The following is a 14,008-nucleotide window of genomic DNA, read 5'->3' as shown; positions in this document are numbered from 1 at the left end:
GTTAGTAAACTCTGGCAGATCATTCAGGTCTGCCAGGGCTTACTTATAGCCAAGCTTGTTATAGAAATCCCAAATTACTATTCCCAGGCTCACGGAAATATTTAGAGAGTGTTTAGTACCATGCTGAGGTATTTCAATGCACTCATCTGAGTTTTCCACAATCTTTTCATCTACGCCAAAAACTTCATTTCCAAACACCAGACAATACTTGTCACCTGTCTTTGGCACAAATTCGTTTAACATTATACTTTTGTCCACCTGCTCAACAGAAATGATGCGGTAGCCATCCTCTTTCAATTTTTTTATGCCAGCAAGTGTATCAGGCATATGCTCCCACTCTACTGATTCTGTAGCACCAAGTGCGGTTTTGGTAATATCTCTATGCGGAGGGGTACCCGTAATACCTCCAAGGTAAATTTTTTCTACCATAAAAGCATCTGAAGTTCGAAAGGCAGAGCCAACATTGTTAAGGCTCCTTATATTATCCAGAAATATAACCACCGGCAGTTTTTTGCTTTTCTTAAATTCTGCTACGGATTTCCTTTCTAGTTCTTCGTTGGCAAGTTTGCGCATTTATCTATGTAAGCTTTTGATCTAACAATGCAAAGCTAACATTTACTGAGTAATGTATAATTAAAAATAGAGCAAGTCTCTTGCCTTGCTAATCGTATCAAAAAAATTAATCTTTGTGACTTTAATTGATCATAAAATGGCTAAAACGAAAGAAGCAAAAGAAACTCCGTTAATGAAGCAGTACAACGCTATTAAAGCGAAGTACCCGGGAGCTTTGTTGCTATTCAGGGTTGGCGATTTTTATGAAACTTTTGGGGAGGACGCTGTTAAAGCCAGTAAAGTACTTGATATAGTATTGACCAAGCGTGCCAATGGGGCCGCTTCTCATATTGAGTTGGCAGGTTTTCCTCATCATTCATTAGATACTTACCTACCTAAGTTAGTACGGGCAGGCAATCGTGTCGCCATTTGTGATCAGTTGGAAGACCCAAAGTCAGTGAAGGGTATAGTTAAGCGGGGTGTAACAGAGCTTGTTACCCCAGGGCTTTCGTTCAATGATAATGTGCTGGAGAAGAAAGCAAACAACTTTTTGGCCTCAATACATTTTTCAAAAGAACGTGCAGGCGTGGCCTTTCTGGATGTTTCTACAGGTGAATTTATGGCGGCCCAGGGGTCAAAGGATTATATCTCTAAGCTTTTTCAGGGCTTTAACCCCTCTGAGGTTATTTTCTGCAAATCTGCAAAAGAGGATCTCAGACTACTTTTTCAGGATGACTACAATACATTCTCATTAGATGAGTGGATATATAGCTTTGATTTTGCCTATGAAAAACTGACGGCTCATTTTCAGACCAACACCCTAAAGGGCTATGGAATTGAGGGCATGGATGATGCTATTGTTGCTGCTGGTGCGGTATTACATTACCTGGAAGAAACTGAACATCGAGAAGTAAAACATATTTCGTCCATCTCAAGAATTGATGAAGACAGGTATGTATGGCTTGACAAATTTACTATACGAAATCTTGAACTGATCTACCCACAGCATGATGGAGGTGTCCCCTTAATTGACATACTGGACTGCACGGTTACTCCTATGGGCTCAAGGCTGCTGAAGAAGTGGATGGTATTGCCTTTGAAGGAAATAGCCTCTATTAATGAGCGATTAAATACTGTCAAAGGTTTTACGGAAAATGCGGATCTTCTTGATGACATTCAGCAAAGCCTTAAGCAAATTGGTGATCTGGAAAGGCTGATATCCAAGGTAGCCGTGGGGCGGATTAACCCGCGGGAAATGAATCAGCTTAAGAAGGCGTTAAGAAATACATTGCCTATTAAGAGGATTTTGCAGGATAGCCAGTTTGATGAGTTGAAAAAACTAGCCGATCAGATTAATCCATGTGAGTTCTTGCTTGAAAAGATAGAAAATGAGTTGAAAGAAGAGGTTCCATTAACTTCCAATGTTGGAGGGCTTATCAAAGATGGTATCAATGAAGAATTGGATGAGCTGCGGAAAATTGCTTATTCTGGTAAAGATTATCTGATTCAAATACAAAAACGGGAAGTTGAAAGAACTGGGATTTCCTCTCTAAAAATAGCATACAATAAAGTATTTGGTTATTACCTGGAGGTAAGCAATGCTCATAAGGATAAAGTGCCTGGTGAGTGGATCAGAAAACAGACCCTGGTTAATGCTGAGCGTTACATTACGGAAGAGCTGAAGGTCTATGAGGAAAAAATCCTTAATGCGGAGGATAAGTTATTCGTTATAGAGCAAAAATTGTTTTATGAGCTGGTAGTGAGTGCAGCTGATTATGTAACTCAAATACAGCAAAATGCCAGAGTTTTAGCTACTGTAGATTGCCTGAATTCTTTTGCCATCATTGCTCAAAGTAATAAGTATGTAATGCCTGAGGTCAATGATTCAACGGGTATTGATATAAAAGAAGGAAGACATCCGGTTATAGAAAAGCAACTACCGCTTGGGGAATCTTATATCCCGAATGATGTTTTTCTGGATAATGATCATCAGCAGATAATGATCATTACTGGTCCAAACATGGCGGGTAAATCTGCACTCCTCAGGCAAACCGCTTTAATTGTGCTCATGGCTCAAATGGGATCTTTTGTTCCCGCAAAAGAAGCTGCCATAGGTATGGTGGACAAAGTTTTTACACGTGTAGGAGCTTCTGACAACTTGTCAAAAGGAGAGTCCACATTTATGGTCGAAATGACCGAAACGGCCAGTATTCTTAATAATCTCAGCGATCGCAGCCTGGTATTGATGGATGAGATTGGTCGAGGAACCAGTACATACGATGGAGTTTCTATAGCTTGGTCTATTGTAGAGTTTCTGCATAACCATCCGGATTATCGGGTTAAAACCTTATTTGCTACACATTATCATGAACTTAATCAGTTGACTGAAGATTTTCCCCGTATTAAAAACTTCAATGTTTCGGTTAAAGAAGTTGGTGATAAAATTATTTTTATGCGAAAACTGAAGGAAGGGGGAAGCGAGCATAGCTTTGGTATTCATGTAGCTCAGCTGGCAGGTATGCCTAATAAGGTGGTAATACGTGCTAATGAAATTATGCACTTTCTTGAAAAAGATAAGAATAAGAACGATACTCGAAAGAAACTGGAAGAAGTTCCAAAAGCTAATTACCAAATGAACCTTTTCGAGGCAGATCCCAGGTATAAGCAAGTACAGGAAATGATGGATGCACTGGACATCAATACCATTTCACCCGTGGAGGCCCTTCTTAAACTAAATGAAATTAAGGGTGTGTTAAAAAGTAAGCCTTAACTACTAATATTTTCCCGCTCCCAACCTTCCTTTTTCTGACTGTCTAAGAGGCAATTAGCCTGCATATGGCTTAAATCAACACGCCAACATATTTGTGGAATACTTTAAATTTGTGCTTTTTTTTGTAAAAATTATCAAAAAATGATTTGAATTATTCAAAATAGCCCATTAGATTTGCGCCCTGTTTATAGGTCTTGTTTGTGGTAATAAATAAACATAATATTTTTATTAGTTGAATTTTGGTATCATTACTTATATAATTATAATTTAAAATTAAACAAAATGAAGTTAATCCAAGTGGTATTTGCAAAGGCTCTCATGATGCTGTTTTGTGTTTCACCTGCATTGGCGCAGGAGGAGGCTTCTGGCACAATTGGTTATGGGTTTAAAGCGGGTGCTGTTATGAGTGAGTTAAATTCTTCTTATCATACAGGATCCAAATTCGGTTTTACGGCAGGGGCTTTCGGTTCTTACCAGATTAATGACCTGATTGCTGTTCAAGCAGAAGTGGCCTATTTTCAATCAGGAGGAACTTACTTGCAGTTTGTAGATGAGTCAAGGTTTGGTGGTTCATCCGACTTTTTCAATAAGCACGTGATGGATGCTTCCGTTACCTTACACAATATTTATGTTCCTATTCAGGCCAGGTTTGCTCCTTTTTCAAGTTCTGCATTGCCTAAGTTTTTGGTAGGGCCATATGTTGCTTACAACATTTCAGCTACTGAGTCATATCAGAAAACAGGTCAGCTAAACGGTAATGTATTTGTGACTGCTGCAGGTGAAGATGTAGTATCTGATCAGTACAAAAACTTTCAATTTGGTGCGGTTGCGGGTTTTCAATTTGATATTCCTACAGACTATAGCTTTGACCTGATCATTGGTGCCTCGTACCAGTATGGCATTACACCGGTTAAAGAATCTTTCAGTTATATAGATTTTGTAGAGGTTACTGAGGATGTAACTGCAAATGCACTTTCATTCACTGTCGGAGTAAAATTAAAATAAGCTTAAAAATTAAAAACTAAATAAATCATGAGTTCTATAATGAAAACAACAAGAATCCTATCGTTTCTTTTGGTGGTCTTACTTGCAGGAGTATTCACTTCTTGTAAAGATGATTTTACTGAGGAGGATGCCCTGAATGCTCAACAAACTGTTGATGTATCGGTTTATGTTATTGATTACTTTAATACTACTGCAGTAACTGGTGCTACGGTATCTATTATTAAAGATGGGGCTGCAGTAACTGCACAAACCAATGAGCAGGGTATCGCTTCTTTCTCTGATGTTAAAATTGGTGGTGGATTGCCTGTAACTGTTGAGAAAGAGGGTTTTACTAAAGTTCAGAACTTGGTGGACGTTAATGTTAATGACTACCGTCAAGGTCATTTCACTACAACGCTTGGTGTATTATCTCTTACAGAGAATACGGCGACCATCAAAGGAAAGTTGGAGATAGAGTCAGACGTGACTAATGATGAAACTGAAGTTGTTCCTGAAGGAACTGAAGTAAAAGCTTTCCTTAATCTTGAAGGAATGAATACAGTTGAGTTTGTCGCTACTACAGATGCTAATGGTTTTTATGAGCTTGTAGTGCCTGCAACTAACACAGGAGTTGACTATCAGTTGAAGTATCAGACCCTTGTGCTTGATCAAAAAATCGCTAAAAATGGAAACAAGGGAGATGCAGACTTCCCAGCTACTATCCCAAGTATTGGGAATATTGCAACCACTTTTAATCCAGTAGGTTCTGCTATTGAGATGCCAAGTGTTCCTTCTCTTGTTGCTACTTTACCTGCTCCTACAGATGCAGGTGGTACACAAGCGGTAATTGTAGTTGATTTCGGAAGCATGACTGGAGATGCTGGTATTGGCGACTTTGATGTTGAGGTGAACGGAACAGGCTATACTGCGTCTGCTGTACTAGATGTAACAGTGACTTCACTATTTGGAGGTTCTGGTTTGGTGGCCACCTGGACTGTTGATGGGTCTGGTAATGTAAGTGGAAACGCAAACATATCTGATGCAGGTAGCGGATACCCTACGTCTTATGAAGCTAACAAAGCAGGTGAAATTAACCCTAGTTTCGACAACTATGTAGACATTCAATCTGGTGAAGTAAGGCTGATTAACGGTCATTATGGAACTGGTACTATCAGAGCGGAAGAAATTCAGTAATAGATTAACCCCTTGTTTTTAGGGGTTAATCAGATTTCATTACTTTATTAAAGTATACTAAATAAGAAAGCATGTATAAATTAAGAAATTATTTGTTTCTGCTCTTTATAGGGTTAGGTATTACTTTTACTGCTTGCGAAAAAGATGGTTTAACTGAAGAAGAAGTTCTTGACCTTACCCAGAAAACTACTTTTGCGGTTAATATAAGGGAAGAAGGAACAAACCAACCTTTAGCCGCTGTTGATGTAACTATTTCAGCAGGTAGTAATGTTTATACATCAGCTTCAGATGAATTTGGTGTTGCCTATTTCGAAAATGTGGAGCAAGGTGACGTGATCATAGCTCTACAAAAGGAGGGTTACTTTGATTTGTCTCAAGAAGCTGAGGTTTTTTCAAATGGTAGATTAGCCGGTGATAATATTACCCTGAGGATGTACTCTGAGGAAATGGCAGCTGTTGTTAGAGGAAATGTTAAGATTCAGATTGATCTCACCTCTGAGGCATATGAGAATCCTGCTGGAATTGATATTTACGCAAAATACAATAACACTGTAATTTCATCTACCAAGACTGATGCTGATGGTAATTATTCTCTGATAATACCTACTACAGCTAATGGCAGGTATGTTACTATCCATTTTCCGGATCTTGAATTTGACCAGAAGGTTGCCATTCGTGAAGAAGGTGTTGTTGTTTCGAAAACAGTTAAAGGTACAATATTCAGGCCTTATGATAAAGCTATGGCCTTACCTTCAACAGCCAATATTTTAGCAACAGTCGCTAACCCTAACTATTCTAGAGGGCGTCAGGCTTATGTTGAATCCTTAACAGTTGAAGCAGGGGTGATTACCGCTGTAGAGTTGGGTGATATTGGATATGGGTATTCAATAAACCCTACTGTTTACATTAATTCTTTAGACGGAGGCTCAGGGGCTAACATTAAGGTTGACTATGACTATAATAGTTCGTATTGCTATCCTGAATATTACAGACTGGATCCCAATGAGATTTATATCTATGATGGAGGTGCAGGATATCCAGATTATGAAGCTAATATAAATGTTTCTACCATGCACCCTGGTGGGTTTAAATGGAACAACTGTGATTATTTAAACGAAACAGAGAGAGTAGAATCTGGTGATGTTTATATAATCGACGTTAACTACGGAACAGGAACAGAATTAGGAGAAATCCTCTAAATTGCTCATATAGTAATAGTTAAAGGCCGTTCATTACGAACGGCCTTTTTTATTTATAAGCTCATTGGCCGTTTTCCTTATTTCCAATGCACATTATTGAACCTTTATCTGGTTATTTAACTTACTACTAAATAATCCGTATTTTTGCGAATGAATTTATTAAATGACCTGAAATGGCAGAATTAGTATTAGAAAAAAGAAACAAACCCATACTAAAACAAGAGATCGCCTTTGCAATGATGCACTTGCTTCCTTTAGGTGCAATCTGGACAGGAGCAACCTGGTTTGACTGGGTGGTATGTGCGGTTTTATACTTTGGACGAATGTTCTGGATAACGGGTGGCTACCACCGTTATTTTTCGCATAAATCCTATAAGACATCTCGCTGGTTTCAGTTTGTAATTGCCTTTATGGCACAAACATCGGCTCAAAAGGGAGCTTTGTGGTGGGCTGCACATCATAGGCACCATCATAGATATAGTGACCAGCCAGAGGACCCGCACTCTATGAAATTGTATGGTTTTTGGTACTCCCATATCGGTTGGATTGTTGGGCCTGATTACAAGAAGACTGATTATAAAACAATAGGGGATTATGCAAAATACCCTGAATTAGTTTGGTTGAATAAAAACTATCTCGTACCACCGCTTGTTTTGGCCCTTGTAGTTATGGTTTTGGGGGCGTGGGTTAATGGAGGTAGCCCTCTACTAATGTTTACCACAGCAGGATTCTCTAGTTTGTTTATAGGTTTTTTTCTGAGTACCGTAATTCTTTATCATGGTACTTTTTCGATTAATTCTATCATGCATAAATTTGGAAAACAGCGCTATAAAACGGGCGATGAATCCAGAAATAGTTTGTGGCTTGCTTTGCTTACATTAGGCGAAGGCTGGCACAATAACCACCATTATTATGAGGTAGCTGCCAAAAACGGATTTTTTTGGTGGGAAGTTGATTTTACCTATTATGGTTTAAAAATGTTTAGCTGGCTTGGACTGGTATGGGATTTGAAAGGTGTGCCCAAACATATACTTTATTCAAAAGATAAACAGCATGCGAAAGAGCTCGCTGCAAAGTTCAAACATAATGAGCTGAGCGTGAGTGATTTTCGAAAAACCGCATAAAATCAAATAAAATATCTATAGAAAAAGGTTGTCAGATGGCAACCTTTTTCTTTGTGGGGCGTATCGTTTTTAGGAAAATAATATGATTAATCATGACTTCGTTGTTTGTTGAATTTAGGTCTAAATTCAGGAAATCCGGAAGAGTACACTTTAAAGGCTTCCAGGAAGCCTTTGCTTTGTTTCAGGAAGTTGATAGAATGACAAAATTCTGGCTTGAAGATGAAGATCTGGAGCCTTCGGTTGATATTATTGATTAGCTTGTCTGAAAGCCGTAATCAATAACCTAAACAACTCCCCTTACGTTCTAAGTTTGAGTGCATTCAATAAGAAAAACCGGACTGATATTACTGCTGGTATTTTTACTGCCAGCAGTTTTTTATTCTGTGTATGAAATATCTTCTTTAAGTAGAAATGAAGAGGTTATTAATAATATTTATCAGAATCAACTTGATGCAATCCTCTATTCTGTAAATCAATATTCTGATGATGTAGCAGACAGTTGGACCACTAAAATTGAATCTGCGCTTATATCTTCTGATACTATATCCTCAGCTATACACGAGTTTCTGGATGTAAACCCAGATGTAGCCCTAATATTTTTGGCAGATACTTCACTTAGGCAGCAGCCTTTGCTATACACAAATAGTGACCCCTTAAAGCAAGTTATAGCAAGCCGTTTTTTTCAGGCAGTGCAGGACAACAAACCCGAGATTGATCGATTGATTGTATATATGGATAATGGTTTTCAAAAATTACAGCCTATCAGCTTTGATTTGAATGGAGACAATAACCATATGGAGACTTTGCTTTTTATTCTCAACAAACCATTTAACAATAATTTGGTTTGTGGAATAGTGTTTAACCCTGAACTGTTTATTGCTGAAACACTAAGACCAAAACTGCAAACTATAGCAGCTGATAAGTTTATTCTTTCGGCACACCGAAAGCAGACTGATGAGTTGGTCTTTACTACCATAGATACCGTCAATAGGTATGATTATAAGGCGCAGGCCATCACAAAGGATTTTTGGATATTGCCCGATTATTATCTGGGCATTAATATGAAAGGGAGAGGGATCCATGCTATCGTTAGAGAAAGGACTTATCTTAACCTTGGTTTGATTCTGGTTTTGAATATTGTGCTTCTTTTTGGAGTGTGGCTTGTATTTAGAAATGTTAAAAAGGAAATCCAGTTGGCTGAAAACAAGTCTGTATTTGTTTCAAATGTTTCTCATGAAATCAGAACACCCCTATCGTTGATCAGTATGTTCGCGGAAACTTTGGAAATGGGACGGGTGCAGACCAAGGAGAAGCAACAGGAATATTATGAGATCATCAGTAAAGAAGCGCAAAGGCTGACAGCAATTGTTAATAGGATTTTGAATTTTTCACAGGTCGAAGCTAATAAAAGCAGTTATACTTTGGAGCCACTTGACTTAGGAGGTGCAGTGGATGAGGTACTTAAAACTTATACTTATCACTTGGAAAGCAAAGGATTTGATTATTCTTTTACAAAGGAGGATAACCTTATCATTGAAGCAGATAAAGAGGCGTTACAGGAGGTAATAATTAATGTGTTGGACAATGCCATCAAATACAGTAATAAAACCAGGAATATTAATATTCAGATCGCAAATTTAGGAAACATGGCCTATCTCTCTATCCAGGATCATGGCATAGGAATATCTGCGAGGGATCAAAAAAATATATTTGACAAGTTTTACCGAGTCTCTACCGGTGACCTGGCTAAAGGTCAGGGTACAGGGTTAGGGTTATCGCTGGTAAAACATATTATTTCAAGACATAACGGTAAAATTAAAGTAAAAAGTGAATTAGGGAGAGGAACTACTTTCACCATATATCTTCCACTTAAACAATAGTGATATGACTGATATCCTGATCATTGAAGACGAACCTTTGATGCGCTTAGGGCTTAAGGATAACCTGGAGTTTGAAGGTTATCATATTGATTTGGCGGTTGATGGTAAAGAGGGTTATGAAAAGGCCATTCAAGGGGTTTATGACTTGATATTATTGGATGTAATGCTGCCACAGCAATCTGGTTTGGATGTATGCAAAAAGCTCAGACAAAATGGAAATTTAACTCCTGTAATATTGCTAACTGCTCGTGGAGAGGAGGTCGATAAGGTTTTAGGTTTGGAAATTGGGGCTGATGACTATGTTACAAAACCTTTTAGCGTAAGGGAGCTGGTTGCTAGAATTAAGGCTTTGCTTCGTCGTGTAAAGAATGATAGAAATCATGCAGAGAGCATAACTACTGATATTGGTAAATTATCGGTTCATTTTGGTAATTATACGGCTTCCGATGGAGGGATAGATGTAAAAATGTCTCATAAGGAATTTGAGGTACTTCTATACCTGTATCAGCATAAAAATGAGCTTGTGAGCCGATATGACCTTTTGGAGAATGTATGGGGCTATGAGGAAAAACCCACAACGAGAACGGTTGATAATTTTATAGTAAAACTAAGGCAGAAACTAGAAATTAACCCGAATCAGCCTCGCGTCATTCTTACTGTTCATGGTGCCGGGTACAAATTGATTTATTGATATACAGTATTTTACGCCTGTGACAACCTTTTACATTTGATTACTTTTTGATGACACCCTGAATTGTGATAGTGTCGTTATTGCCTATAGAAACCAATTTAAGGTCAAAACAACACAGGTATGAAATTACTACAACACAAAATCTTACTGCTTTTGCTTTTAATAAGCTCTGGTGCTTTGGCTCAAGGGCCTCAAGGTGATCAGATTGGTGCTAAAATATTACCATCTGGTGAGAGGGGTATTGTAAAACTTCTATATGTAAACCCAGGAGAAAGTCAGGTTTCTATAAATTTTTATGGCAAGAAAGGTCTCCTTTTCAATGAAGAGATTAAATCAAACCAGTTCAAAAATGGATTCATAAAGTATTATGATTTGAAATCAATGAAGTCGGGTTCGTATTGGGTGGAAATAGCAGATTCGGAAATGTCTATCAGGTATGAAATAATTTTCACTGATGATATCATGTGGGTCAGCTACTGGAACAACTATACACCTCAGACAGAGGTCGCGGCTAGATAGAAGATATCACTGGGGGGTGATTTAGGGGTAACATGTTCTGGAAAAGAATGTGGAACCCCTTAACTTTATAAGCTAATATGGGAAATTTGAGAATAGTATTTTTATCCGTCTTGTCTTTTCTTATAAATGCTTCTCTGGCTCAGGAGCGGCTGATTAACCTTGAAGGGAGTTGGAAATTTTCTATTGGTGATAAGCAATCATGGGCAGATCCTTTTTATGATGACAGTTCTTGGGAAACCATTCATGCTCCCGAGATATGGGAAAATCAAGGTTTTCATGGTTATGACGGTTTTGCCTGGTATAGGAAATCCTTTGATGTTACTAACCTGCCCAAAAGTAAAAGTCTGTATCTGCACCTGGGTCATATCGATGATGCAGATGAAGTTTACCTTAACGGAAAGCTCATAGGTTTTTCGGGTCATATGCCTCCCAAATTTAAAACAGCTTATAAAGCCGAAAGACAGTATACTTTCCCCGCGCAATATCTCAATAAGAATGGTCCGAATGTGATTGCTGTGCGTGTGTTTGATGTAACTCGTGAAGGTGGCATCTCCAGTGGGAGGTTGGGGATTTATGCATCGAGTTATTCTTCCAGCTTAATAGTTGATCTTCAGGGTGTTTGGTCTTTCAGAATAGATGCCCGAGGCTATATGAAAACAGATTGGGAGCAAATCATGGTGCCTATTCCATGGGAACCGCAAGGCTATGAGAATTATGATGGTTGGGCAACATATAAGAAAAGCTTTGTGCTGCCTGCGGGCACTTCTGTTGAAAATCTTGTTTTAGTCCTTGGAAAAATCGACGACTTTGATCGTACTTATCTCAATGGCAAACTGATTGGTATCACAAGAGACGATCGACCTTTGGGCAAGAGTATCTCTTACTATGAATCAAGGGCCTACACCATACCTCCGGGCCTCATTAAATTAAACGAAAAGAATACTATAATCATTGAAGTTGAAGATATTGGTATGACAGGAGGTATATGGAAAGGTCCAGTTGGTGTTACGACCGCAACAAAGTACTATCGATATTTAAAAGAGTAAAACAAAAAAGCCGGACTCAAATCCGGCTTTGATGGCTATTTATGGTCTGAGCCAGGCTTCCCTAATCAATAGTTGTTTTTCAGTTGGGTTTTCCATCAACTCAAACAAATGCTGTTGCGCTGCCTGAACTTTAAAAACAGGTGAGCTTAGCTCAACCTCTTTATAATTTCCTTCGTTATCTTGTCGTAATACAGTATAAGACAGGGTTTGTCCTTCATCCAGGCTGTCTTGAACATCACCAATGAATGGTCCGGTTTCAGGGCCTAAAGGGGGCAACTCTTGTCCATTAATTTCTAATAATATATCACCTTCTTTAAAGGCAAGAGAATCACCCATAGCATTTAGGCTAGCAACATCGGCAATAGCTAAATACTTTTGGCCCTCATATTCAGCTATGGTGATATTTGATTGCTGAAGGCCAAGGCTATAGAACTCTACATTTTCTTCCGCTTTGTAATTAATGCCGACAGTTTCGAACATCTTTTTATAAGGTAGCGGTGTAGATCCCCCTACATAAGTTTTCAGAAACTCACCTATTTCTGGGTATGTCATAGCCGTAATGATATCGAAAAGCTGTTCATCATCGAAAGCGCTATTTTTTCCATACTTTTTTGAGAGGTCATGCATGAGCTCTTGCAGCCCGTACTCACCATTGGATAGTTCCAGTAATTTCAGGTCCAGAGCCAGACCTATCAGGGCACCTTTTTGGTATACGTTGTAATACTGATCTGAATATTGGTTCAGGGTAAACTTGCTGATATCGGTAAACGCCACGGTATCCAAAAAATGAGATGCAGTAATCATCTTTTCTCTCAGTATTTCCAGGTATTCATCAGGGCCTATCAGGTCATATTGAATTTGCATATTACCGGCAAAGTACTCTGTCACACCCTCATACATCCAGAGGTGTTTGGACATTTTTGGATCATTGAAATCAAAATCTTCTATTTCTTTAGAATGAATGGTCAGGGGGGTTACTATATGAAAGAACTCATGGGCTGCGAAATCCCTAAGTTGAGAAGCCATTGCTTGTATTTGCATTTCAGGCATATAGTAAAATGAACTATATGAATGCTCAAGAGCACCATATGAAAGTACAGGCTGATCCGTAAAGTAGAATATAAAAGCATACTTATTTACCGGTAGTTCACCTCCCAAATACTCCTTTTGCGCCTGTAATATTTCTTTAATGCTTGCAGCAATTTCTTTCGCATTTACCACTTTATTGGGAGAGTACGAAGCAATAAGTACTTCAGTGTCAGCTACTTTAATCAGCGCGGTGTCGGGTGCACTGTACATGATGGGTGAGTCAACAAGTCGATCATAGTCTCCTACTTTAAACTGATCCACTTTTTTATCTGAAGGAGTTTCTTTTTCTGATTTTTCAAGATTAACTACGGTATGGAGCTCGGCACCTGTATTAACCGGAACCAAACCTGTAGCTCCATAAAAATTTTCATGCCGTATAACATTAATGTTAAAAGGCATTTCCTTCATACCTTCAAAATACCCAAAAAATCCGCTGGGATTGAGCACATAGTTTTTGTCCGCTTCAATATTTGTTCCCGCAGGTTCAAATATGCTCGGTCCCTCTTTTTCTGTATCATAAGTATCATCAACCCAATAGCTAATCTTAACCAGTTTTTTGGCGCCTTTAATGATCCATGAGTTGTCATCCACCCTTTCAACTTCAAGTTTTCTTCCTTTTTTATCAAAAGCAGAAAACTCTGTAACCATTCTTCCATAGTCAGCAATACTGTACGTACCTGGAATGATCTTAGGAAGATAAAAAGTAATTTCGTTTTTCTTGATAGTAGGCGGCTCTAGTTCTACATAGACTTTGTCTTCACTTACTTTAGTCAGATCAATTGTATATTTATAGTGGTCATTGGCAAAAGACCAAGCTGAACAAATAATTAATAGGCTTAGTATAAATAGTTTTTTCATCTTTTGTTGAAGATTGTTATATAGTTTGGGTTAAGAAACGAAATCCCTTACACATTAGTTTGAGACATTTGATAGAAGGAAGATAAGTAGGTTAAGGATACT

12 protein-coding genes are annotated in these 14,008 nt (G+C 38.4%); 10 read left to right on the top strand and 2 right to left on the bottom strand.

Annotation, left to right across the window (positions count from 1 at the left end):
- Positions 1-39: 39 nt before the first annotated feature.
- Positions 40-573, bottom strand: coding sequence for an RNA methyltransferase (locus tag JMN32_RS07070; protein WP_202855610.1), 534 nt, complete (start codon positions 571-573; stop codon positions 40-42).
- Between the two features lie 136 nt (positions 574-709).
- Between JMN32_RS07070 and mutS the strand changes: the two genes are divergently transcribed.
- The 10 genes from mutS to JMN32_RS07020 all read left to right on the top strand — a co-directional run bounded on the left by mutS (position 710) and on the right by JMN32_RS07020 (position 11,959).
- Entirely contained in the window at positions 710-3,322 is a 2,613-nt protein-coding gene (gene mutS / locus JMN32_RS07065; protein ID WP_202855609.1) for a DNA mismatch repair protein MutS, read from the top strand.
- Positions 3,323-3,604: 282 nt separating this feature from the next.
- Entirely contained in the window at positions 3,605-4,327 is a 723-nt protein-coding gene (locus tag JMN32_RS07060; protein WP_202855608.1) for a porin family protein, read from the top strand.
- A gap of 39 nt (positions 4,328-4,366) precedes the next feature.
- Positions 4,367-5,500 carry a DUF3869 domain-containing protein gene (locus JMN32_RS07055; RefSeq protein ID WP_202855607.1) on the top strand — a complete coding sequence of 378 codons (1,134 nt, stop codon included), beginning with the start codon at positions 4,367-4,369 and terminating at the stop codon, positions 5,498-5,500.
- 71 nt (positions 5,501-5,571) lie between these two features.
- Positions 5,572-6,699 carry a hypothetical protein gene (locus JMN32_RS07050; RefSeq protein WP_202855606.1) on the top strand — a complete coding sequence of 376 codons (1,128 nt, stop codon included), beginning with the start codon at positions 5,572-5,574 and terminating at the stop codon, positions 6,697-6,699.
- Positions 6,700-6,872: 173 nt separating this feature from the next.
- The gene (locus tag JMN32_RS07045; protein ID WP_202855605.1) at positions 6,873-7,823 is read left to right on the top strand and encodes an acyl-CoA desaturase; all 951 of its coding nucleotides are present in this window, start codon (positions 6,873-6,875) and stop codon (positions 7,821-7,823) included.
- Between the two features lie 92 nt (positions 7,824-7,915).
- Complete coding sequence (locus tag JMN32_RS07040) at positions 7,916-8,080, top strand: hypothetical protein (protein WP_202855604.1); 165 nt, start codon at positions 7,916-7,918, stop codon at positions 8,078-8,080.
- Positions 8,081-8,137: 57 nt separating this feature from the next.
- Entirely contained in the window at positions 8,138-9,703 is a 1,566-nt protein-coding gene (locus tag JMN32_RS27625) for a sensor histidine kinase (protein ID WP_202855603.1), read from the top strand.
- 4 nt (positions 9,704-9,707) lie between these two features.
- Positions 9,708-10,394: a response regulator transcription factor gene (locus JMN32_RS07030; RefSeq protein ID WP_202855602.1), complete on the top strand. Its 687-nt coding sequence runs from the start codon at positions 9,708-9,710 to the stop codon at positions 10,392-10,394.
- 120 nt (positions 10,395-10,514) lie between these two features.
- The gene (locus tag JMN32_RS07025) at positions 10,515-10,913 is read left to right on the top strand and encodes a hypothetical protein (protein WP_202855601.1); all 399 of its coding nucleotides are present in this window, start codon (positions 10,515-10,517) and stop codon (positions 10,911-10,913) included.
- Between the two features lie 77 nt (positions 10,914-10,990).
- A complete protein-coding gene (locus JMN32_RS07020; RefSeq protein ID WP_202855600.1) occupies positions 10,991-11,959 on the top strand; it encodes a beta galactosidase jelly roll domain-containing protein in 969 nt (322 codons plus the stop codon).
- Between the two features lie 39 nt (positions 11,960-11,998).
- Here JMN32_RS07020 and JMN32_RS07015 read toward each other — a convergent pair whose 3' ends face one another.
- Complete coding sequence (locus JMN32_RS07015) at positions 11,999-13,906, bottom strand: M61 family metallopeptidase (protein WP_202855599.1); 1,908 nt, start codon at positions 13,904-13,906, stop codon at positions 11,999-12,001.
- Positions 13,907-14,008 lie beyond the last annotated feature (102 nt).

Origin of the sequence: Fulvivirga marina (genome assembly GCF_016775155.1) — a bacterium.
Taxonomy (GTDB): Bacteria; Bacteroidota; Bacteroidia; order Cytophagales; family Cyclobacteriaceae; genus Fulvivirga; species Fulvivirga marina.
The sequence above is the reverse complement of the archived record's forward strand: the minus strand, read 5'-3'. Positions and strand labels throughout refer to the sequence as shown.